The sequence below is a fragment of the Shewanella sp. LZH-2 genome, assembly GCF_016859145.1.
GTDB classification, from domain to species: Bacteria; Pseudomonadota; Gammaproteobacteria; order Enterobacterales; family Shewanellaceae; genus Shewanella; species Shewanella xiamenensis.
Genome location: NZ_CP069350.1, coordinates 3,480,806 through 3,501,375, shown reverse-complemented (window position 1 = coordinate 3,501,375; position 20,570 = coordinate 3,480,806). Strand labels below are relative to the sequence as shown.

General features: G+C 48.0%; 22 protein-coding genes and 1 tRNA gene. 9 read left to right on the top strand and 14 right to left on the bottom strand.

From position 1 onward, the window contains the following. Nucleotides 1–113: 113 nt before the first annotated feature. The 7 genes from JM642_RS15470 to JM642_RS15440 all read left to right on the top strand — a co-directional run bounded on the left by JM642_RS15470 (nucleotide 114) and on the right by JM642_RS15440 (nucleotide 7,292). Nucleotides 114–1,040, top strand: coding sequence for a DUF808 domain-containing protein (locus JM642_RS15470; protein ID WP_099456857.1), 927 nt, complete (start codon nucleotides 114–116; stop codon nucleotides 1,038–1,040). A gap of 104 nt (nucleotides 1,041–1,144) precedes the next feature. Then, complete coding sequence (locus tag JM642_RS15465) at nucleotides 1,145–2,020, top strand: 3'-5' exonuclease (protein WP_203432097.1); 876 nt, start codon at nucleotides 1,145–1,147, stop codon at nucleotides 2,018–2,020. 43 nt (nucleotides 2,021–2,063) lie between these two features. Next, a complete protein-coding gene (locus tag JM642_RS15460) occupies nucleotides 2,064–3,032 on the top strand; it encodes a hypothetical protein (protein ID WP_099456855.1) in 969 nt (322 codons plus the stop codon). Nucleotides 3,033–3,339: 307 nt separating this feature from the next. Then, nucleotides 3,340–3,416: transfer RNA gene (locus tag JM642_RS15455), tRNA-Trp, on the top strand. 158 nt (nucleotides 3,417–3,574) lie between these two features. Beyond that, nucleotides 3,575–3,865 carry a DUF2946 domain-containing protein gene (locus JM642_RS15450; RefSeq protein ID WP_192937891.1) on the top strand — a complete coding sequence of 97 codons (291 nt, stop codon included), beginning with the start codon at nucleotides 3,575–3,577 and terminating at the stop codon, nucleotides 3,863–3,865. 84 nt (nucleotides 3,866–3,949) lie between these two features. Beyond that, nucleotides 3,950–6,097: a TonB-dependent siderophore receptor gene (locus JM642_RS15445; RefSeq protein ID WP_099456853.1), complete on the top strand. Its 2,148-nt coding sequence runs from the start codon at nucleotides 3,950–3,952 to the stop codon at nucleotides 6,095–6,097. Continuing rightward, the gene (locus JM642_RS15440; RefSeq protein ID WP_055648079.1) at nucleotides 6,087–7,292 is read left to right on the top strand and encodes a heparan-alpha-glucosaminide N-acetyltransferase domain-containing protein; all 1,206 of its coding nucleotides are present in this window, start codon (nucleotides 6,087–6,089) and stop codon (nucleotides 7,290–7,292) included. Before JM642_RS15445 ends, JM642_RS15440 begins: the two co-directional genes overlap by 11 nt. 83 nt (nucleotides 7,293–7,375) lie before the next feature. Here JM642_RS15440 and dpsA read toward each other — a convergent pair whose 3' ends face one another. Next, nucleotides 7,376–7,843: a DNA starvation/stationary phase protection protein DpsA gene (gene dpsA / locus JM642_RS15435; protein WP_055648080.1), complete on the bottom strand. Its 468-nt coding sequence runs from the start codon at nucleotides 7,841–7,843 to the stop codon at nucleotides 7,376–7,378. Between the two features lie 215 nt (nucleotides 7,844–8,058). Between dpsA and JM642_RS15430 the strand changes: the two genes are divergently transcribed. Both JM642_RS15430 and rimI read left to right on the top strand, forming a co-directional pair. Then, the gene (locus JM642_RS15430; protein ID WP_055648081.1) at nucleotides 8,059–8,409 is read left to right on the top strand and encodes a DNA polymerase III subunit psi; all 351 of its coding nucleotides are present in this window, start codon (nucleotides 8,059–8,061) and stop codon (nucleotides 8,407–8,409) included. Between the two features lie 125 nt (nucleotides 8,410–8,534). Continuing rightward, entirely contained in the window at nucleotides 8,535–8,948 is a 414-nt protein-coding gene (gene rimI / locus JM642_RS15425; protein ID WP_226770112.1) for a ribosomal protein S18-alanine N-acetyltransferase, read from the top strand. A gap of 70 nt (nucleotides 8,949–9,018) precedes the next feature. Here rimI and lipA read toward each other — a convergent pair whose 3' ends face one another. The 13 genes from lipA to lptE form a co-directional block, all read right to left on the bottom strand. Continuing rightward, nucleotides 9,019–9,984 carry a lipoyl synthase gene (lipA, locus tag JM642_RS15420; RefSeq protein WP_023268311.1) on the bottom strand — a complete coding sequence of 322 codons (966 nt, stop codon included), beginning with the start codon at nucleotides 9,982–9,984 and terminating at the stop codon, nucleotides 9,019–9,021. Then, nucleotides 9,981–10,634 carry a lipoyl(octanoyl) transferase LipB gene (lipB, locus tag JM642_RS15415; RefSeq protein ID WP_037430802.1) on the bottom strand — a complete coding sequence of 218 codons (654 nt, stop codon included), beginning with the start codon at nucleotides 10,632–10,634 and terminating at the stop codon, nucleotides 9,981–9,983. The genes lipA and lipB overlap by 4 nt, the downstream gene beginning before the upstream one ends. 92 nt (nucleotides 10,635–10,726) lie before the next feature. Further along, on the bottom strand, nucleotides 10,727–10,993 hold the full coding sequence (ybeD, locus tag JM642_RS15410) for a DUF493 family protein YbeD (RefSeq protein ID WP_037415150.1): 267 nt from the start codon (nucleotides 10,991–10,993) through the stop codon (nucleotides 10,727–10,729). Nucleotides 10,994–11,113: 120 nt separating this feature from the next. After that, nucleotides 11,114–12,289 carry a serine hydrolase gene (locus tag JM642_RS15405; protein ID WP_037430803.1) on the bottom strand — a complete coding sequence of 392 codons (1,176 nt, stop codon included), beginning with the start codon at nucleotides 12,287–12,289 and terminating at the stop codon, nucleotides 11,114–11,116. Between the two features lie 144 nt (nucleotides 12,290–12,433). Further along, nucleotides 12,434–13,276 (bottom strand): septal ring lytic transglycosylase RlpA family protein, encoded by an 843-nt coding sequence (locus tag JM642_RS15400; RefSeq protein WP_037415153.1) that lies wholly within the window; start codon nucleotides 13,274–13,276, stop codon nucleotides 12,434–12,436. Further along, a complete protein-coding gene (gene mltB / locus JM642_RS15395) occupies nucleotides 13,260–14,336 on the bottom strand; it encodes a lytic murein transglycosylase B (protein ID WP_055648082.1) in 1,077 nt (358 codons plus the stop codon). The genes JM642_RS15400 and mltB overlap by 17 nt, the downstream gene beginning before the upstream one ends. Before the next feature lie 17 nt (nucleotides 14,337–14,353). Further along, on the bottom strand, nucleotides 14,354–15,457 hold the full coding sequence (rodA, locus tag JM642_RS15390) for a rod shape-determining protein RodA (RefSeq protein ID WP_037415160.1): 1,104 nt from the start codon (nucleotides 15,455–15,457) through the stop codon (nucleotides 14,354–14,356). Beyond that, nucleotides 15,454–17,310, bottom strand: a complete 1,857-nt coding sequence (gene mrdA, locus JM642_RS15385; RefSeq protein ID WP_172587448.1) for a penicillin-binding protein 2 — start codon at nucleotides 17,308–17,310, stop codon at nucleotides 15,454–15,456. The genes rodA and mrdA overlap by 4 nt, the downstream gene beginning before the upstream one ends. Nucleotides 17,311–17,370: 60 nt before the next feature. Further along, complete coding sequence (gene rlmH / locus JM642_RS15380) at nucleotides 17,371–17,841, bottom strand: 23S rRNA (pseudouridine(1915)-N(3))-methyltransferase RlmH (RefSeq protein ID WP_037415165.1); 471 nt, start codon at nucleotides 17,839–17,841, stop codon at nucleotides 17,371–17,373. Continuing rightward, nucleotides 17,841–18,170: a ribosome silencing factor gene (gene rsfS, locus JM642_RS15375; RefSeq protein WP_011071401.1), complete on the bottom strand. Its 330-nt coding sequence runs from the start codon at nucleotides 18,168–18,170 to the stop codon at nucleotides 17,841–17,843. Before rsfS ends, rlmH begins: the two co-directional genes overlap by 1 nt. Before the next feature lie 117 nt (nucleotides 18,171–18,287). Next, entirely contained in the window at nucleotides 18,288–18,926 is a 639-nt protein-coding gene (gene nadD, locus JM642_RS15370; RefSeq protein ID WP_047536934.1) for a nicotinate-nucleotide adenylyltransferase, read from the bottom strand. A gap of 12 nt (nucleotides 18,927–18,938) precedes the next feature. Further along, complete coding sequence (gene holA / locus JM642_RS15365) at nucleotides 18,939–19,970, bottom strand: DNA polymerase III subunit delta (RefSeq protein ID WP_099456849.1); 1,032 nt, start codon at nucleotides 19,968–19,970, stop codon at nucleotides 18,939–18,941. 52 nt (nucleotides 19,971–20,022) lie between these two features. Continuing rightward, nucleotides 20,023–20,517, bottom strand: coding sequence for an LPS assembly lipoprotein LptE (gene lptE / locus JM642_RS15360; protein ID WP_037415176.1), 495 nt, complete (start codon nucleotides 20,515–20,517; stop codon nucleotides 20,023–20,025). Nucleotides 20,518–20,570 lie beyond the last annotated feature (53 nt).

Below are 20,570 nucleotides of genomic sequence, written 5' to 3'. Positions count from 1 at the left end.
TTAAGATAAAGTACATCTGGATAGAGACAATGCTCTATGCGGGCTTAATCTAACTAAGTTACTATTGCCAAAGCAGAATCGGCAAAATAAAACATTGGTTTAAGGGAGTGTGTATGGCAGGGGCAAGTTTATTAACCTTACTCGACGATATTGCATCCATTTTGGATGATGTGGCAGTGATGAGTAAGGTTGCGGCCAAGAAAACCGCTGGGGTGTTAGGGGACGATTTGGCCTTAAACGCCCAGCAAGTCACGGGCGTGAGTGCCGACCGCGAATTACCTGTGGTCTGGGCGGTCGCGTTAGGCTCGTTTCGCAATAAATTGATTTTAGTGCCCGCAGCCATGTTGATCAGCGCCTTTATTCCTTGGGCGGTGACCCCCTTATTGATGTTCGGCGGCTTGTTTTTATGTTTTGAAGGCTTTGAGAAATTACACCACAGCTATAGCCACCGCAAAGACAAACACGCGGAGCAGGCTGAATCTGACTTACCCGAGATAAGCGATCTTGCGGCCTATGAAAAGGAAAAAGTGAAGGGTGCTATCCGCACCGACTTTGTTCTCTCGGCTGAGATTATCGCCATCACCTTAGGCATAGTTGCGGATAAGTCGCTCTCAACGCAATTTTTTACCCTCGCTATTATTGGTATCGTGATGACCATAGGCGTTTATGGTTTGGTGGCAGCGATTGTCAAAATGGACGATGCGGGTCTGTATCTGAGCCAGCGTCAGGGCGAGTCGGGCTTCACTCGCTTTAATCGTAAGTTGGGGTTTGGCTTACTGAGCGCGGCGCCCGTGTTGATGAAGAGCCTAACCATTATTGGTACTGCCGCCATGTTTATGGTGGGGGGCGGCATTCTGACTCATGGTTTACATTGGGTCGGCGAGCAAATTCACCATGCCGAGCAATTTGTGGAAACCTTTGCCCTAGTCGGCCCCATGCTTGGTTTACTGACGCCGAGTGTGCTTAATGCGCTCTTTGGTATTGCGGCGGGCGCCCTAGCGGTATTGGTGATGACCGGATTCCAAAAGCTGCGTAGCTGATCCGTTTTCATCCTTTTATTGCTGGCGATTATAGCGTCAGCTAATCCGAGCTGTGCGAGTGCAAAGGTGCTCGCCGCGATTATTTCAGCGCTCAAGGACGAATTATGCAATTAATGCGTTATTGCCTTTCCCCCAATAAGTTGGCTTGGCTGCGTGAGGAATTAGGCGAACATGCCGACAAACTGCTGGCGGCGATGGATAAAGCTGGGAGTCAATATCTGGCGGAGTTAACCGAGCTCCAAGCGGGGGATTTATCGGCAGGCGATTCGCAACTCAAGTTTGCATGGTTTCAACAAAAGCTTGCCTTAACCACGCGCTTAACAGATGCCGACCTGGCTAATCTTACGCCACTGTCGCTGGTGGATGTGCGGGTCGAGTTAGTTTCGTCTGATAAGCTTACCGCCGCCTTACAACAACTTAGCAGTGAATCCGTGCTGGGGTTTGATACCGAAACGCGGGCAAGCTTTGAGCCGGGTGTTCAACATCCCTTGAGCTTAGTGCAATTGGCGACCTCCGATACCTGTTATTTATTTCAGCGGGCGGTATTGGGTGAGAGGCTCGCCGAGCTTAAACCTTTACTCGAAAATGAGCAGATCCTCAAAGTGGGGATTGGATTAAGGGGCGATGGCCAAGCACTGAAACGGGATTGGGATATTCAGGTCTCCCCTCGACTCGATTTGAATTGGGCGATGGCGCAGCTCGGGGCTGGGAAGGAAGTGGGCACGCGGCAATTGGTGGCGGCATTACTGCATAAACGCATCGATAAACCTAAAAAATTGACTCTCTCGAATTGGCAACAAGTGCCTTTATCCCAAGCGCAAATTCAGTACGCCGCCCTCGATGCATTGGCGGCGAACCTCTGTTTTTGGCAGTTAATCGACAAGCTGCAAGGTTTTTATGGCAAAACGACAGTCGCTAATAAACCCTTATTGCCGCCGAGCTTAGCTGCACGATTAGCGAGCTATTTTCTTCCAGCTTAAGACTTGAGATAAGGTCGCGAAGATAAGGATTAGGGAGCAAGAGATGTTGGATGCGATTTGTGTACTCACAACCGAGGCTGCGGCAGAGCAGGCTTCGTCACCATTACGACTCAATCCTCATGCTCAGGCTGGTGTCACCTACAGTGTGTTCAAGTTTCAGCAGTTACCCGAGGCTGAGATTGAGCGTTTGCGCCAGCATTTATATTGCCCCGCCTGCTACGGCAAAGCCTATTTTCGTAAAGCATCTAAGGATGGTAAGGCCGCCTGTTTTGGCTCCCGTTATCATGAGTTAGATTGCATCGAATTTAATCCGTCGGCGCAAAAGTCCCGTGAAGAACAAGATGCCCTCGAAGTGCAGCAACAATTGCTCGACGCCGATGCTTTGGTAATCGATTTTTCGCTTAATCCCAGTAATAAGAGACCCTCTAACTCAGCGCACAAAATCAACGCTCCCCAAGAGCAAGAGGTTGTGGCCAAAAGTGAAATTGAAAATGATACCGAGCAATTAGAGTCAGTACAGGAGCCCAAAGCTGACTATCAGGTAGCGGCCGATAAGCCAGAAATAACCATCACGGCAAAGCGTACTCCGAGCCAAGGGCTAGAAAAGTTACTCCATAGCCTGCTGCGAGGCTCCGATCTGGCGACTTCGGATCTTTGGGTTTACACCGATGATGAGCGTAAGTACCGCTGGCGGGCGAAGAATTTGTTTGTGAATTTTGCCGATGCGGATCCGACGGATAACAAACCCCATATGTACTGGGGTACTATCTCACACAGCGACCCGACGTTATCTTGGCTCAATCCCGCCGACAGTAAAGACATAGGCATTCCAATTGAGGCCGTCAAAACCAAACTGTTTAAGCGCTTTAATATCGAAGATAAGCGGGATTTAGAGGGCGCAGGGCTTATCCTGTTTGGTAAGTGTTTTTGGAATAAGGATAAGACCCGCAAAATTATCCAGCTTTGGGACAATGATTTGCGGCGAATTTTTATCTCAACCCTTGATGATTAACCATCAGCGAGGGAATTTAGTCGCTAGTGTATGGGATGTACTGTGCTTAAATTTATCCTTTAAGGCGTTTTCACGACTCTTTTGTGAGTTTCTGGGCCATAGACAGAGCATCAGGTTTCACCGTTTACGCCGTTGCCAACGGTTTTTTAACGCTCTGCACTGAGCTTACATGCCGACTTTTTCAGCTTTATGCCAATTAAATCAACAGTAGATGCAAAACTTGTTTGAAAATTCCTCAGTTAATTAAGTTTGTCATAAAAAGTCCTTTACCTTTGAGAGTGCTTTTAGCATAATGCCCCACGTCAACAGGGGTGTAGTTCCAATTGGTAGAACAGCGGTCTCCAAAACCGATGGTTGCGGGTTCGAGTCCTGCCACCCCTGCCAAATAAAACAACGGCTTGCATAGAAATATGCGAGCCGTTTTATTTTGCGCGCGATAAATTTTCTCACCGCATTTGCTTACATTTGTTAAGTAAAGGTATTTGCAACTTTCGTAGTGTCTAACATACAATCGCAATCCCTTTGGTTTGAGGATGTATGGTTTGAGCTCTGTGATACAAACAAGGCGCAGATTAGCACTATGGCTTGCAGCCATCTTAGTGTTGCTATCTGTTGCGTTTGCGGTGCACAGTGTTTCCCACCTCAATGATGATACCAAGGCCCACTGCGCGCTGTGTTTGCATCAGCATCAATTGCAGCATGCACTCTCATACTCTCCGTTAGATTTTCAAGTTTCTCAACAGGGTGTTATCTCGGTTGAGTTTGATGTTATTTCCTTTAAGACGCCATTTAGGCGCAACTTCCATAGCCGTGCGCCCCCGCTAACAGCCTAACTCCTGCTTTTTATCTATTTCTCTTATTTTCGAGCGCTTTGGCTTAACCAAGGTGCCCGATGCTGTTTATTTTGGGAGTAAAAAATGGCTACTTATGTCATTCAAAAGCGCTCGGTATTACTGCTGGGCGTGGCGTTATTGGCGTTGGATACGAGTGTACCCCTATTGGCCGCCGAGGCTGTGCAAACTGATACCGCTGGACTTAATGACGATATCGAGCGTTTAAGCATTCATTATCGACAGGCCTACCGCGGCAATGTGTCGGCGACTGAGTTACCCCAAGCGATTACTGTGCTGGATGAGCAACTGATTAAAGATACTGGACTGACGCGTTTTCAAGACTTATTGGATTATTCCGCCAGTGTCGCGCGGCAAAATAACGGTGGTGGGCTGTGGGATAGTTTTTCATTACGGGGCTTTCCAGGGAATGAAAACATGCCATCGGGCTATTTAATCAATGGTTTTAATGGTGGTCGAGGCTTTAGTGGTCATAGAGACCTATCGAATGTGGCCTATGTGGAAATCCTCAAAGGCCCAGGCTCGGCGCTTTATGGACGCTCGGAGCCGGGCGGCACAGTGAATATTGTGACCAAAAAGCCGCAGTACGAGGCGCAAGGCTATTTAAAAGCCTCCTCAGGGAGTTTCGATCAATATCGGTTGGAGGGGGATTTTACCTCGGGGCTGACCGATACCTTGGCCTTTAGGATCAATGGTGCTTGGCAGGAGCATGACAGTTTTCGCGATTACGTGTTTAGCGATAAAAAAATCGTCACGCCATCGCTGCGCTGGCAACTGTCCGATAAGTCATCGCTTCTGTATGAGGTTGAATTTCTTAGGCAGGAACAGTTATTTGACCGTGGCGTAGTGGTGCTCCATAACGACTTTAATACCGTGCCCCGTTCGCGTTACTTGGGCGAGCCCAACGATGGGCCAACTAAGGTGGATGCGACTGGGCATCAGCTTACCTATGAGTATGAATTGAATGAGGATTGGTCGCTTACTGCGGGTTATAACTACCGCGATTCGAGTCTAAATGGCTACTCATCGGATGCCGAATTAGCAAAGGGACGTCAATCCTTATATGACGATGGCCGTACTCTGACGCGGCAGCATCGCTATCGAGATTACTCTTCTGAAGACCATTCAGTGCGTACCGAACTCAGCGGCCAGTTTGATACTGGCAACATAAGGCACAATCTGCTGCTCGGAACGGATGCCTATCATTATCGACTAAAAACGGGACTCTACCGTTATCGAGGCAAGAAGGGCGCCTATGCTATCGACATCTTTGCCCCCCAATATGGCGCGGCTCAGCCGGAGGTCAGTCTGCTATATGAAAACCGAGAGACTCAAGATGCCTGGGGCGCCTATTTACAGGATCAATTGGAGTTAACCGAGCACTGGAAACTGCATTTGGGTTTAAGGTTTGACCGTTATTCCCAAGAAATTGCAGAGCAGGTCAACGCGAGTCTGTCGGATCAACGCGATCACAGGGTCAGTCCGAAAGTCGGATTAGTGTATCAATGGTCTGAGGCGTTAAGTGTTTACGGCTCCTATTCGGAAGGTTTTTTACCGCTTTCAGGCACTGATTTTGCAGGTAATCCCTTCGAGCCAGAGGAGAGTAAATCCGTCGAGTTAGGGGTTAAGTTCAACAACACTTGGTTTGAGTTACCCGTTAATGGCAGCTTGGCTTGGTTTGATGCGCAAAAGAGCAATATCTTGACCTCAGATCCCGTCAATGTCGGCTTTTCTGCGACCCTTGGTGAAGCCAAGAGCACGGGGATTGAATTGGATGTCGCGGCCGAGTTAACTGAAAGCTTACAAGCAACCTTGTCCTATGCCTACCTTAATACCCGCACGGCGAACGACAGCCTGAATCTGGATTGGGGCGTGTTAATTCCGGCGGGGAGTCCGCTGGTCAATGTGCCAAAACACACGGGCAGTGTCATCCTCAAGCAGGACTTAAATGAGCTTTCTATCGACGGTCATTTAGGGCTGAGTTGGCGTTATGTGGACTCACGCTTGGGCGATTCGGCCGAACCGAGTTTTCAATTACCGAATTATCAGTTACTTGGAATGTTCTTCACGACTCGGCTTGCTGACAACTTAAGTCTCGCCCTCAATGTCGATAACCTACTGGATGAGCACTATATCGCCAGCAGTTACTCGGCGCTGTGGGCTGTACCGGGTGAGCCACGTAACGTTAAAGTGAGTGTTAGCTATGAATTCTAATGTCACAGTGACACCCATGGCTTCGACTGTTGCGCCTAAACTGCAAGGGCGTCAGCGGATCAATAGCATCGACATGATGCGCGGCTTAGTGATGCTGATTATGTTGCTCGACCATGTGCGGGAGCGGTTTTTCCTGCATATGCAGGTGAGCGATCCTATGGATTTGAGCACAACAAACTGGGCGCTGTTTGTCAGCCGTTTTGCGGCGCACTTTTGTGCGCCTGTGTTCGTTTTTTTAACTGGGGTCTCGGCTTGGCTTTACGCCAATCGCGGTTATGGTGAACCACGCTCTGCGCGCGAGTTTTTAATTAAGCGCGGACTATTCTTAATCGCCCTCGAGGTGCTGGTGATAAATTTCTCATGGATGGGCAATTATAACACCCTGTGGTTGCAGGTGATTTGGGTGATAGGGCTGAGCATGTTGGCCCTTGCGGCATTAATCAACCTCCCGAGGTTGTGGATGGCATTACTCGGACTATTGATTATCTTTGGCCATAACCTATTGTCGCCTATTCATTTTACGCCAGACGAGTGGGGCTATAGTCTGTGGACGATACTGCATGACCGAGGTTATTTGATTGCCGAGGGCGAGCTTAAGCTGAAGATAAGTTACCCAGCGCTACCTTGGATTGGCGTGATTTTATTGGGCTATGTGGCTGGCCCCTTATTTGGCAGAGGGAGTGATGCGGGGCTGCGTCAGCAAAAATTAATACTGTTAGGACTTGGCTGCGCTCTGCTGTTTGGCTTGCTGCGTGGGTTTAATCTCTACGGCGAGACGCTGCCTTGGCAGTTTGGCGATACCTTAGGCCAAACCTTAATGTCAGTATTTAATCTAACTAAGTATCCGCCATCACTGAGTTTTTTGTTGGTGACCTTGGGCGGGATGTTCTATTGCTTAGTGGTGTTTGAGCGCTATTTTGCGGCAGGCAGAGTATTAGGTTGGATGGGGCAGAGGTTAGCAGTGTTTGGCTCTGTACCTATGTTCTTCTATATCTTGCACTTATATGTGCTGCTGTTGCTGTATTCGCTGGCTAAAGGGATATTTGGCGCCAACCATGGTGAGCTGTTTGGCGTAGCGCATATGGGGTGGGTATGGCTGATAAGCGTAGTCTTAATTCCTTTGCTCTATTATCCCGTGCGCTGGTTTAGCCGTTACAAAGGACAGAGTCAGCAGGCTTGGCTTAAGTATCTCTAAATTGGCTTTAGCATCGATAAATGCCCAATAAAATGGCCGAGCGCGTGACTGCTCGGCCATTTGGCTTGGGGATGATGAAAAGGTTATTCGCTTAATAAGCTACGTAGCATCCACGCATTTTTCTCATGGAGTTGAATGCGCTGGGTGAGTAAATCTGCCGTGGCCTCGTCGTTGGCTTGGCTAACCAAGGGATAGAGCGCACGGGCATTTCTAATCACTACTTCTTGGTCGCTTAACAGTTCACGGATCATGGTTTCAGCTTTAGTGACACCTTGGTCTTCACGGATTTCGGTCAACTTGGCATAGGCCGAATAGGAGCCTAATGCCCTTGCGCCCAATGCACGAACTCGCTCGGCGATTAAATCGACCGCTAAGGCAAGCTCGGTATATTGCTGTTCAAACAATAAGTGCAAGCTAGTGAACATGGGGCCTGTGACGTTCCAGTGGAAGCTGTGGGTTTTAAGGTAAAGGCTATAGCTGTCGGCCAATAACTGATTTAACCCAGCGGCGATTTCTTCTCTATGAGCTTGGTTGATGCCGATGTTAATCATGGAAATTCCTCCTATTGTCCTACTCAATGGAGATAGCTTATCAAATAAGCTAAACATATAAAGCGGTTAAAATAGATTCATAAAATCGATTTTATAGATTAAAGCGTAAGCAAACGTTTGGCTTGAGTCATGAACCGTATCTTGGCAATAACATTCGGCCCATTTAGCTGGTATCCTTATGCGGTGTCAGTGCCTAATGAAACCCCAATAACCCTATGAATAAATCTGCCTATTTAGCCGCGATGGAGATAACTCCTTGGCAGCTTCGCGATACTAAAGTGCGAACTTATCAAGTGGTTTTGGATGTTGATGATATGTCGTCTGCCGCTGAGCCACTGATTGATACGGTCCTTGGCTTAATTGGGATCAGTAAGGATGACTGCGAGTTCAACACTGAGCCACATAAGGGCAAAACCATAGTTTGGGATTTACGCCGCCACAGGGTTAGACCGAGAGTGGCTTGGTTAGTGTCGGATCCCCTTGCGGACTTGCTGTCACACAGTGAGGCAAAGCGTGCCTTGTGGGGGCAGATTTGCCAGTGGCGTGAGCAGCAATTAACGGCCTAGTCGTGTCCAGTACACATTATCGTGAGTTACCTTTTAATTTGGATTTTCCCGTGAGTCATCAAGTCCTTAATACCCTTAACGAATCATTGCAAATCGTACTTCTGACGCCAACGGATGTGAGTCAAATGGCGCGCATTGAAGCGAGTGCTCATTCCCATCCTATGAGTGAGAATAACCTTGCCGATTGTTTTGGCCACTTGTACCGCGTTATTGGATTAATGCAAAGCAATGGCAAGTTGCTCGGCTTCGCGATTGTGCAGCAGATTGTCGATGAGGCAACGCTGCTGGATATTTGTTTGCCGCCAGAACAACAAGGGCGAGGATATGGGCATCTGCTACTCACGGCGGTTATCGACGTCGCTAAGGCTGCCAAGGCCGTGGTGCTGATGCTGGAGGTTCGCGAATCAAACCTTGCCGCGCGCGCACTCTATCAGAAGCGGGGCTTTGTCGAAACCGGTCGGCGCAAAGGCTATTACCCTTTGGAAGAGGGCAAAGAAGATGCGATTTTGATGGATTTAGCCTTAAGCGAAACGGTTTAAGTTTTTAAAAGTAGATATAAAAAAAACAGCGCATTAGCGCTGTTTTTTTATGGAGTTAATAAAGCGAAGGTTACTTCACTTCTTTACCTTGAGCTTGCAAGTCTGCATGGTAGCTTGAACGCACTAATGGACCACAAGCAGCATGGGTAAAGCCTAGCTCATCGGCAAGGGCTTTAAGCTCATCAAACTCGGCTGGTGACACGTAACGCTCAACCGGCAGGTGGAACTTAGACGGTTGCAGATATTGACCTAAGGTCAACATTTCAACCTTGTGCTCACGTAAATCACGCAGCACTTGAGCGATTTCTTCGTTGGTTTCACCTAGACCCATCATCAGCCCCGATTTTGTCGGCACGTTGGGGTGACGCTCTTTAAAGCGCTTCAGTAGGTCGAGTGACCATTGATAGTTCGCACCCGGACGCGCTTTGCGGTAATGCATAGGCGCAGTTTCAAGGTTGTGGTTGAACACATCAGGCGGCTCAGTCGACAGAATATCGAGAGCGGCATCGATACGACCACGGAAATCGGGCACTAAGATCTCAATCTTAATCTCGGGATTGAGCTTACGGATCTCACGGATACAGTCGGCAAAGTGCTGGGCACCGCCATCACGCAGGTCATCGCGGTCAACCGAGGTGATTACCACGTATTTTAGCTTCATATCACGGATGGTTTGAGCCAATTTAACAGGCTCTTCCGCATCGGGCTTGAGTGGACGACCATGGGCCACGTCGCAGAATGGGCAGCGGCGAGTACAAATTGCGCCCAAAATCATAAAGGTCGCAGTGCCGTGGTTAAAACATTCTGCCAAGTTAGGACAAGAAGCTTCTTCACAGACCGAGTGCAGGCCGTTAGCGCGTAACGCTTGCTTAATATCGAGAATGCGTTGGTTAGACGCGGGCAGTTTAACCCTTAACCAATCGGGTTTGCGTAACATGGTTTCGCGCTCAGAGGGCACGATTTTAACCGGAATGCGCGAGACTTTATCGGCATCTCTTAATTTGACTCCGGGTTGTAAACGTTCAGGCCTATTCATGACGCTGCTAATCCTTGATGATGAACTAGATGTTGGTAGCCCAGTAGTTGGCTAAAGGTAATAATGAGTTGCTCGCCTGCTTCAATCACGGTTTGTGGGCCGCCAAGTTCTTTACATTGCACCATCTCAAGCCCTGCATAACCGCAGGGATTAATGCGTCGAAATGGGGCCAAATCCATATCCACATTCAGTGCTAAGCCATGGAATGAACAGCCTTTACGGATCCTTAGACCCAAAGAGGCAATTTTGCGCTCATCCACATACACCCCCGGTGCATCGGCCTTGGCGTAGGCAGTGATAGCGTATTTGGCAAGCATATCGATAATGCTTTGCTCGATATGGGTCACAAGTTGGCGGACACCCACTTTACTGCGTTTAATATCGAGGAGAGGGTAGACAACTAATTGCCCTGGTCCGTGGTAAGTGACTTGACCACCACGATCCACTTGGATCACGGGAATATCGCCCGGATTCAAAATATGTTCGCTTTTACCTGCTTGGCCTTGGGTAAATACGGGTGGATGTTCAACGATCCACAGTTCGTCTGGACTGTCGCTGTTACGAGTGTCGGTGTAATGCTGCATTGCATGCCACACAGACTCATAATCCTGCTGTCCCAGATGCCGAATATGCAAAGTGGTGTCTTGCAAGGGCAACCTCTCCCCTATAATTGAGTGGCGCTATTATACGCCTCTTGGCCATAAATGTAAGATAGATCACATTTTATAGCCTTGAGGAATACTTATAGTACGCGGCGAACGCCTTCGATACCGGCAAGCTCAGTGTACAGTATTTCGATATGATCTTTGCTGGTCACAGTGACACGGATAGTGACTGAATAGTAGCTCCCTTTGCTCGAGGCTTTAACTGTTGGTGAATAATCACCTGGAGCGTGTTTTTGCACTACCGCAACCACTCTATCCGTTAAGGTTTCGTGGGCATCGCCAACCACTTTGAATGGGAAGGCGCAGGGAAACTCCATGAGTTCATCAAATTTTGTGTTTAACATAGTCGTGCTCAATAACCATTTTAATAGGAACTATATGGTGGCGATTATACCCGATTCAAGGGTGATACTCCCCCAAAAACAACAAAGCCACCCGAAGGTGGCTGAGTTTTGTGAGCCGGATTAGCTAAACCAACCAGAAAACAGTTGCTTAAAGTAATCAACTAATTTGCTGAACCAGCTGCCTTCGTTGACTTCTTGTAAGGTAACTAGCGGGAATTGCGCAATATCTTTGCCATCTAACTGGAAGTATAAGCGTCCCACTGTTTCACCTTTTTTCAGTGGTGCGTCCAGTGGCTTAGTCAGTTCGAAGTTGGCTTTTAAGTCTTTTGCACGGCCACGGCTGACGGTAACTGGTGCATCTGTAGCGACACCTAAATCGACGGTACTCTTATCACCGTACCAAATTTTTTGCGTCACGAAGCTGTCGCCGGCCTTGTAAGGGGTCACTGTTTCGAAGAAGCGGAAACCATAGGTCAGCAGTTTTTTACTTTCGGCTTTACGAGCTGCTTCACTTTGAGTGCCTAATACCACTGAAATCAAACGCATACCGTCCTTAGTTGCAGAAGCGACTAAGTTATAACCTGCTCCAGAAGTGTGGCCGGTTTTGATACCATCCACATTCATGCTGTTATCCCACAGCAGACCATTACGGTTATATTGTTTGATACCGTTGAAGGTATAGTATTTTTCGCTGTAGACACGGTATTCTTCTGGCACGTCACGAATGAGTGCTGCACCTAAAAGTGCCATATCATAGGCCGTCGTTTTATGGTTCTCTGAATCTAGGCCATGGGAGTTTTCAAAGTAGCTATCACGCATACCAAGCTGCTTTGCCCACGAGTTCATCATGTCAACAAAGGCGCCTTCAGTACCCGCAATATGTTCGGCCATCGCGACACAAGCATCGTTACCGGATTGAATGATGATGCCGCGGTTTAAGTCAGAAACTTTTACGGTTTTACCCACTTCGATAAACATTTTCGATGAGTCAGAGAAGTTCTTCGACCAAGCATTTTTACTGATGGTGACATCATCATCGGGAGATACGTTACCGGCTTTAATTTCCTGACCAATCACATAGCTGGTCATCATCTTCGTTAAGCTGGCGGGGTTTAAACTCTCGTATGCATTTTCTTCGGCAATGATTTGGCCTGAATTATAATCCATCAAGATGTAAGCCTTGGCGGCCACGGTTGGTGCATCAGGGGTAACAATCGGCTGCGCAGCATAAACAGGAAGAGAAACACTCGAAATTAGCAGCAATGTCTTAATGGGACTTTTTACAAAATTCATCATTAACTTAGCACGTCTTTTTGGTTGTATTGAAAGAAAAGGCAAAATAGTTTCGCGAGTATACCACCCTTCGACAAAGGTTTTCAGTGAAGGTTCCTTCATCTGCGGTATTTTTAAGCTAAATTGACTCCATAATGTGAGTGTTCACTATTCCAAAACCATATAGCCTTCGGGATAGCCATCTTGTTTCACTTTAATGAGTAATCGGTCGGCAAGCTCCGTTTGACCAATCGGACCGAGCTGTAGTCTAAACATATTGTTTGCCGGTTGTACACGAGTCTTGACCTGATATTTCTTCTCCAGATCCTTCGCTATTTTATGGAGTCGCTGTTTATCCTTCGAAGCCACTAACTGTATATAGTGGTTTCCTGAGGATTGAATATTGGCTATTGCCGATTGGGTTGCGGTTTTATTGCCAATATAGATGACATCCAGTTTTATGCGTGCCGTACCTGTGCCTAGCATACCAAGCTTATAGGCGGCGGCATAGGATAAGTCTAAAATCCGGTCAGAGTGGAACGGACCGCGATCATTAATACGAATAATCACCTGCTTATTGTTATCTAAGTTAGTGACGCGAGCGTAGCTTGGTAGGGGGAGGGTCTTATGGGCTCCAGACATGCCGAACATATCGTAGGGTTCACCATTGGATGTCTCATAACCGTGGAATTTTTCGCCGTACCATGAGGCGCGACCCATTTCGGAAAAGCCTTCCCCCGAGTCTAATACCGTATAGGACTCACCATAAACCGTATAGGGTTTGTTACCGCGGCGGCTATAGGGTTCATATTTGGGGGTCGCATTCGGTACATGATCTACATTGGGTGGATTAAGGGGCATCTTATCGTTTTTAAGCGCGTAGCGGCCCTTATTGGGATCCATATTCTTATTCTTCACGCTGGCTGAGCCAGAGTTAGAACTGGAGCAGGCCGCGAGCGCAAAACAGCAGCCGAGCATCAAAAGCGATAAAAGATTATTTTTTAGCGTCATGTTGTTGCTTCAGTTGTTGGCTAAATTGATAAACAGCCATGGAATACAAGGGGCTACGATTATAACGGGTGATTACATAAAAGTTATTGAGCCCTAACCAGTAATCTTTACTTCCCACTTGTTCTAGCTCGATAAGCATGGCTTTTTGCGAGGCATCTAAATCGCGGGCGTTGACTAGCGATAAGCTCGGGGAGAGAATATCAGAGACCTTGTATTGTAACTTCTCGCCTGCCCACACTTTGGCTTTAGGTGCATTGGCACTGCTATTCACTAAGGGTAAAGCAACGGGGGCATGCAATTGCCAGCCATGTTCATGGAAGTAATTGGCAACACTGCCAATGGCGTCCTCTGGACTCTGGAGTAAATCACGGTTGCCGCTGCCATCAAAATCCACAGCATAGTGGCGGTAACTTGAAGGAATAAACTGACCAAAGCCCATGGCGCCAGCGTAGGAGCCTTTGAGGTTATTGATATCTAAGTGTTCTTCTTTTACCAGCCTCATTAATTCACCAAATTCCTTGCGGAAGAAGGTGGCTCTTGGCTCGTAATAAAATCCTAAGGTATAGAGTGCGTCGATAACCGGATAATTACCCGTGTACTGGCCATAGAAAGTTTCGATACCAATAATAGCCACAATAATTTGTGGTTCGACTTGGTACTTAGTGGCGGCTTTGGCAATCGTCGCCTCGTGTTTTTTCCAGAAGGCCAGACCTGCGTTGAGGCGTTTTTCGGTTAAGAAAATCGGATAATACTGATGCCAAGGTTTCGCTTCCCAAGGACGCGAAATCGCATCGATAACGGCTTGGTTGTAGTTGGCTTTGGCCAAGAAATTTTCGACTTCGGCTTGGGTAAAGCCTTGTGCCATTTGGGTTTTGATAAACTCAGCCTTTAAGGCCTCAGGTAATACTGGTGCCTCGGTTAATACCGGTGTGGGAGCCTGTGTGGTCACGGCGGCACTTGGCTGTGTTGTCGCGGACTCGTTAGCGGTTGAACAACCAATAAGGTATGAACTGAGGCAAAGCATTGCCAGTGGAGCCAAACAAGCTCGAAGAATCGGCATTAAGAAGTCCCTAAAAATTATCTATCTACAAAACGTCTATGGGTATGAATGCTCATAAGAATGCCAAACCCTGTCATCAATGTCAGCATTGATGTGCCACCATAACTGACAAGGGGTAAAGGTACACCCACCACAGGCAGGATACCTGAAACCATACCAATATTCACAAAAACATAAACGAAGAAAGTCAATGTGATACTGCCGGCAAGGAGTCTGGCAAAGCTGGTTTGCGCCCGAGAGGCAATGACTAAGCCGCGTCCGATGATGTAGAGATACATCAGGAGCAGGATAATGCTACCTATCAGACCAAATTCTTCACCGATCACCGCAAAGATAAAGTCGGTGTGACGTTCGGGGATAAATTCTAATTGGGATTGAGTGCCATCGAGCCAACCTTTACCCCAGAGGCCACCTGAGCCAATAGCAATTTTCGATTGGATAATGTGGTAACCCGCACCGAGGGGATCTTGTTCTGGATCGAGTAGGGTCAAGACGCGGGTTCTTTGGTAATCGTGCATTAGGAAGTACCAGAGAATAGGCAAAAATGCCAACACGGCGGCAATAAAACCGCCCACAATCACCCAGCTCATACCCGATAAAAACAGTACGAAAATACCTGATGCCGCAACTAAAATAGAAGTGCCGAGATCGGGTTGTTTAGCAATTAATAATGTGGGTATCAGTAGAATGACACCTGCGCCCGCTAGATAGCGTTTTTTGGGCGGTAGTGGGAATTTACTGATATACCAAGCCATAGTTATGGGGAAGGCGAGCTTAATCAGTTCAGATGGTTGAAACTCCATAAAGCCTAGGTTCAACCAGCGTTGTGCCCCTTTGTTAATCTCCCCAAAAAAATGCACCCCAAGCAGTAACACAATGCCTGCGAGGTAAATGGGTAATGCCCAGCGTTTTAGCGCCTCAGGATTAATTTGCGCCATGGTAAACATGATGCCTAGGGATAAAAACATCCTAAACAGTTGGCGTTCCATCATGCCAAGATCTTCACCACTGGCGGAATAGATAACAAATAGGCCAAAGCCCATTACAGCCAATAGGCCGAGCAACAGGGGCAGGTCGATATGTAATCGTTGCCAGATATTTTGACGTTGATGGGCACTCATGGCGTTGGTTTCCAAGTGTCTCTGAGCATATATTCATCGAGCATAGCGCGAGCGACGGGGCCAGCGTTTGCGCCACCCCAGCCGGCGTTTTCCATTACCACAGCCAGCACGATTTTCGGATCTTCAAAGGGCGCGTAGGCGACGACGAGTGCGTTATCGCGGAAATGCTCTGCAATCTTATTAGCATCGTATTTCGTGTTTTCGGCCACGCCAATCACCTGCGCCGTACCGGTTTTCATCGCCGCGGTATAGCTTGCGTCGGTGAAGCGAGACTTATGGGCGGTTTGGCGCATGGCTTCGTTAATGATATTCCAGTTGCGCGGATTTTTAAGCTCAATCGGTGGTAACTCGTTAATCGGCGAGTCAATTTTGGCCGTATTATCTTTAATCGATCTTAATAAGTGCGGCGGAAAACGGCGGCCCTTATTGGCGAGAATAGCGGTAGCATTGGCCAGTTGTAACGGGGTTGCGGTCCAGTAACCTTGGCCGATACCGACTGAAATGGTGTCTCCTATGTACCAAGCTTGATTGTATTTTAAGCGCTTCCATTCTTTCGACGGCATATTACCCGCCGACTCTTCAAAAATATCGACACCAGTATTTTGGCCAAAGCCGAATTGCTCCATAAAACGGGCGATGGGATCAACACCGATTTTATAAGCTAATTCATAGAAATAGGTATCGCAGGATTCCACGATAGCACTATAGACGTTAACCCAGCCATGGCCCCAGCGTTTCCAGTCGCGATATTTACGCTCAACCCCTGGGATTTGCCAAAAACCAGGGTCCCAAATACGGGTGTGTTCGGTCACGGCTTTTTCATCAAGTCCCAGTAAGGCAATAATGGGTTTAATCGTTGATGCTGGCGCATATTGGCCTTGGGTGGCGCGGTTAATCAGCGGACGTGATTTGTCGTTCAATAAATCACTGTAATCCTTGCTGTTAATCCCTTGCACGAACTGGTTGGGATCGTAACTTGGGCTCGACACTAAAGCTAAAATCCCGCCATCCCTTGGATCGATAGCGACGATTGAGCCTTTATGGCCTTGGAGTAGTTCCACGGCTTTTTGCTGTAATTGTAAATCGAGAGTTAAGTAAATATCTTGCCCCGGCTCCGGCGGTACAATTTTAAGCGTACGGATAGTTCGGCCGCGGTTGTTTACTTCTTCTTCGAGATGACCTGGTGTACCGTGAAGGAGTGATTCATAATATTTTTCAATGCCTTGCTTACCAATATCCTTGGTGGCTGCATAGTTTTTCCACTGATCGTTACGCTCCAATTGAGCGCGATCTCGAGTGTTGATTTTACCTACATAGCCCAGCACATGGGTGAGCTGGCTCGCATAGGGGTAGTTACGCTTTAAACCCGCCTCAACGGAAATCCCAGGAAAGCGATGTTGGTTAACACTAAAAATGGCGACCTGTTCTTCGGTCAACTGATTTTTAAGGGTTAAGGGCTTAAAGCGGCGGTGAAACTTTAGCGCTTCGGTAAAGGTTTCACGCTCATCGGGAGTGATTTCGATTAACTTGCCTAATTCGTCCAAGGTCTCGGACATATTGGCAATTTTCTCCGGCACTAAGTCGAGAGAATAAAAGGGTTGGTTCTCGGCGAGTAACACGCCGTTTCTGTCGTAAATCAAGCCACGGCTTGGGGCGATAGGCACGACACGAATGCGGTTATCATTAGAGCGCGTTTCATAATCTTTATAGGATTCAACCTGAAGATGATAAAGATTGGTCACCAACACACTAAGGAGGGCGACAACACAAACAAAAGTGAACAGCGCACGACGCTTAAACAGTGACGCCTCGGCGGCGTGGTCGTGCATGGTTATCCGCTTTTTTGGCGACACTTAGGCTATCTCCAGCTGATCCCATCCGGGTGGTTGACACTCGTTAACATCAAGATCCCGCTATTCTCTGTGATAAGGGTGATTAGTGTTCACGCTCCACGCGCGGTATAAGCTTTCGGCAACCACAATCCGCACCAGAGGATGGGGCAGGGTCAATGCCGACAGGCACCAACTCTGATGGGCGGCTTCCTTACAGGCGGGCGCTAAGCCTTCGGGGCCGCCGACCAGTAAGCTCACATCACGACCATCGAGTTGCCATTTATTCATGGCTGTCGCTAATTCTGGCGTAGTCCAGTTTTTGCCGGGAAGATCTAAGGTAACAATGTGATTGCCCTTAGGAATCGCCGCTAACATTTGCTCGCCTTCCTTTTGCAGGATGCGTGCGATGTCAGCATTTTTTCCGCGTTTACCAGCAGGGATTTCGATAAGTTCCAGCGCCATATCCCGAGGAAAGCGGCGTTGATACTCTTCAAAACCGCGGGTAACCCAATCGGGCATCCGTGTCCCCACTGCGATAAGTTGCAACTTCATTAGGCTTGCTTTTCTGACCAGAGTTTTTCAAGCTGGTAGAAATCACGGGTTTGATCTTGCATAACATGCAGGATCACGTTGCCCATATCCACCAATACCCATTCGCTGCTGTCGCGGCCTTCGATACCGATAGGTGGAATGCCTGCGGCTTTCGCTTCGATCACGAGATTTTCGGCGATCGCTTTAACGTGAGTTTTAGATGTACCAGAACAAATCACCATGTAGTCGGTGATGTTAGATTGGTTGCTGACATCGATAACCACGACGTCACGGGCTTTTAAATCGTCGATTTTATCGACAACAAACTGTTTTAATTCGGCGCTCTGCACGCTGATGTACCTCATTCATTTTAAATAGCGCGCTAGTATATCAGTCTTAAGCGGGGGAATACATTCTCTTAGCGATCTTAGCTGCTGAGTTTGTACTATTAGCGCTTGATTTTCGGCCTAAGAAAAATAAAGCCGTTGTTTTTGAATGTAATTTAAAGTGACGGGCAGGAGGGCGTCCTGTGGAATTTCTCCCATGGCCAGTTGTGAGCGAATTTGGGTGGACGAAATATCCTGTGGGCTGATATCAACGGTAAAGATGCGCCCATGTTGTGGTTCATTTGAGTGACTTAACGCTTCAAGCGACGCGTGGCGTACGTTTAACTCATGTAGCATCGGGTGCCCTTCGGCTAAATGCCAGCCCGGGCGCTGACATACTACGATATTGGCTAATTCAAACAATTGCTGCCATTGGTGCCAGCTTTGCAGGTGAATAAACGAATCCATCCCCATAATAAAAAACAGTTCGTCATTGGGATAAAGTCGAGTTAACTGCTTAAGGGTGACAACGGTATAGGATGGGCTGTCGCGTTTAGCTTCGATATCACATAGCTCGAAACCTGTTAATGCCTCACATACCTGCGCGACCATTTCGAGCCGCTGCGCTGTGGTAGAGTGGGTAGTGTTTTTGTGTGGCGGAATATGGTTGGGCATCAGCAGGATTTTATCCAGCTTGAGACTGGCTTTGACTTCCATCGCGGGGCGAATATGGCCGTAATGTATGGGGTCAAAGGTGCCACCTAAAATACCGATACGCATCCAGTCAGTGCCTTAATCTAAGCTGATATGGGCCAAATGGCCGTGGGCCTTGGGGTCGAATAATAAGCACAGGTGGCTGAGCCCTGTCCAATCTTCATGGCCTAATTGCTTTAAGTTCAATTCCAGCTTGGACGCGAAGGCAAGCATATGTTCGATTTGGGTGAGGCTTAAGCGCTGCAACGCGGTTTGGTACAGCGGTTTACGCTTATCCCAAATTCGATATTTACCAAAGAGACTATTTAAAGGCACGCCTTGCGCCTGTTCACTCTTGAGGCTGAGCAGCAACTGCAGCTCTTTAAACAAGGCCCAGAGTAAAATGGGCATGGCCGTACCCTCACCGTTGAGTTGGGCAAGCATATGCTGAGCACTGTCTTGGCGATTATTCAGCAGTGCATCGGTGAGCTGAAACACGGTAAAGCGGGATTGATCTTCAAAGTAATGGCTTAATTCGTCGGCACCGATAGGCTGGCTTGGGCTTAACAGTTGTAGCAACTGCATGGCCTGATCGGCGGCGAGTAAATTCCCTTCGTAGAGTGTGTACAACATAGCGCGCGCATCGGGTTGTAAATTCAGCTTAAAGTGCGTAATGCGTGAGTCGAGCCAACGTCTGAATTGGTCGCCCTCTGGCGTAGTGCAGGGTAAATAAATTCCTAAGCTATCTAAGGTTTTGAACCACTTGCTATTGGTCTGCTCGCTGGCGAGTTTTGGGCCTTCAAGGATCAGCAACACATCGGGATTCGGCGTTTGCAGTAACGCTTGTAGCGCCGCCGAACCATCTGCACCGGGTTTTGCGTTGGGGAGAGTTAGCTCAATGATGCGCCGGCTAGAAAACAGGCTCATGGACTGCCATTCCTGGGTCAAGTCACCCCAGTTAAAACCTGTTTCTTGAATTAACTGAACGCGCTCTTCAAACCCTTGGCGTTTGGCGGCTTGGCGGATCTGATCCTTGGAGGTTTCGAGCAACCAAGGATCATCACCAAAAATCAGGTAACAAGCGTGAAGCGGATTGAGATGGCGGGAGAGTTGATCAGGATAAACACGCATTTAAACCACTCTCCACATTTTATTGCAGTGCCACATTAATTTGGACCCTGCATTAATTCACCTCTGTGCTAGCCAGGGATTGCAAAATCCTATCGGCCGCTTGAATACGCATTTCTTTGACTAACAGTTCCATCTCACGGCTTTTCGCCAGTGCGGTGCGAGGATCGTCTAAGTAATCGCGGCGAATTTCAATCTTGAAAGGCTGTGCCTCTTTGCCCGGCAAGGCCACAGCAAACTCGACGAAATAGATAAGCTCATACTCGGCCACATTGCCCGTAGGGTAAAGCGACAGGGTCGAACGCTCTAAGGAGTCGGTGATAAGCCTTAACACTGGCACATCATTGGCGGCATCGACAATCTTGACGTTGTTCAAACGTAACCGCTCACGCACCAAACGGGTGAGTTCACTGTATTCATCCGAGCTGCTCAAACTGAGTTGATTGAGCTGCTCGGGGATTTGGTAGCTACGTTGAAGCTTAAAACCGCAACCTGCGCTGGTCATAATGACCAGCGCCATGATTGCGAAAGCTAAGCGTTTAATTAGCATAAGTTTTCGCGGTTTCCTGTTTGTCGTGTGGACAGCATCTGTTTATCACATCA

Bases quoted from the DNA above. Each gene is read 5' to 3' on its own strand.
- JM642_RS15470 (WP_099456857.1), top strand. From the start codon at position 114: ATGGCAGGGGCAAGTTTATTAACCTTACTCGACGATATTGCATCCATT.
- JM642_RS15465 (WP_203432097.1), top strand. From the start codon at position 1,145: ATGCAATTAATGCGTTATTGCCTTTCCCCCAATAAGTTGGCTTGGCTG.
- JM642_RS15460 (WP_099456855.1), top strand. From the start codon at position 2,064: ATGTTGGATGCGATTTGTGTACTCACAACCGAGGCTGCGGCAGAGCAG.
- JM642_RS15445 (WP_099456853.1), top strand. From the start codon at position 3,950: ATGGCTACTTATGTCATTCAAAAGCGCTCGGTATTACTGCTGGGCGTG.
- JM642_RS15440 (WP_055648079.1), top strand. From the start codon at position 6,087: ATGAATTCTAATGTCACAGTGACACCCATGGCTTCGACTGTTGCGCCT.
- dpsA (WP_055648080.1), bottom strand. From the start codon at position 7,843: ATGATTAACATCGGCATCAACCAAGCTCATAGAGAAGAAATCGCCGCT.
- JM642_RS15430 (WP_055648081.1), top strand. From the start codon at position 8,059: ATGAATAAATCTGCCTATTTAGCCGCGATGGAGATAACTCCTTGGCAG.
- rimI (WP_226770112.1), top strand. From the start codon at position 8,535: ATGGCGCGCATTGAAGCGAGTGCTCATTCCCATCCTATGAGTGAGAAT.
- lipA (WP_023268311.1), bottom strand. From the start codon at position 9,984: ATGAATAGGCCTGAACGTTTACAACCCGGAGTCAAATTAAGAGATGCC.
- ybeD (WP_037415150.1), bottom strand. From the start codon at position 10,993: ATGTTAAACACAAAATTTGATGAACTCATGGAGTTTCCCTGCGCCTTC.
- JM642_RS15405 (WP_037430803.1), bottom strand. From the start codon at position 12,289: ATGATGAATTTTGTAAAAAGTCCCATTAAGACATTGCTGCTAATTTCG.
- JM642_RS15400 (WP_037415153.1), bottom strand. From the start codon at position 13,276: ATGACGCTAAAAAATAATCTTTTATCGCTTTTGATGCTCGGCTGCTGT.
- mltB (WP_055648082.1), bottom strand. From the start codon at position 14,336: ATGCCGATTCTTCGAGCTTGTTTGGCTCCACTGGCAATGCTTTGCCTC.
- rodA (WP_037415160.1), bottom strand. From the start codon at position 15,457: ATGAGTGCCCATCAACGTCAAAATATCTGGCAACGATTACATATCGAC.
- rlmH (WP_037415165.1), bottom strand. From the start codon at position 17,841: ATGAAGTTGCAACTTATCGCAGTGGGGACACGGATGCCCGATTGGGTT.
- nadD (WP_047536934.1), bottom strand. From the start codon at position 18,926: ATGCGTATCGGTATTTTAGGTGGCACCTTTGACCCCATACATTACGGC.
- holA (WP_099456849.1), bottom strand. From the start codon at position 19,970: ATGCGTGTTTATCCTGATCAACTCTCCCGCCATCTCAATCCGCTTCAC.
- lptE (WP_037415176.1), bottom strand. From the start codon at position 20,517: ATGCTAATTAAACGCTTAGCTTTCGCAATCATGGCGCTGGTCATTATG.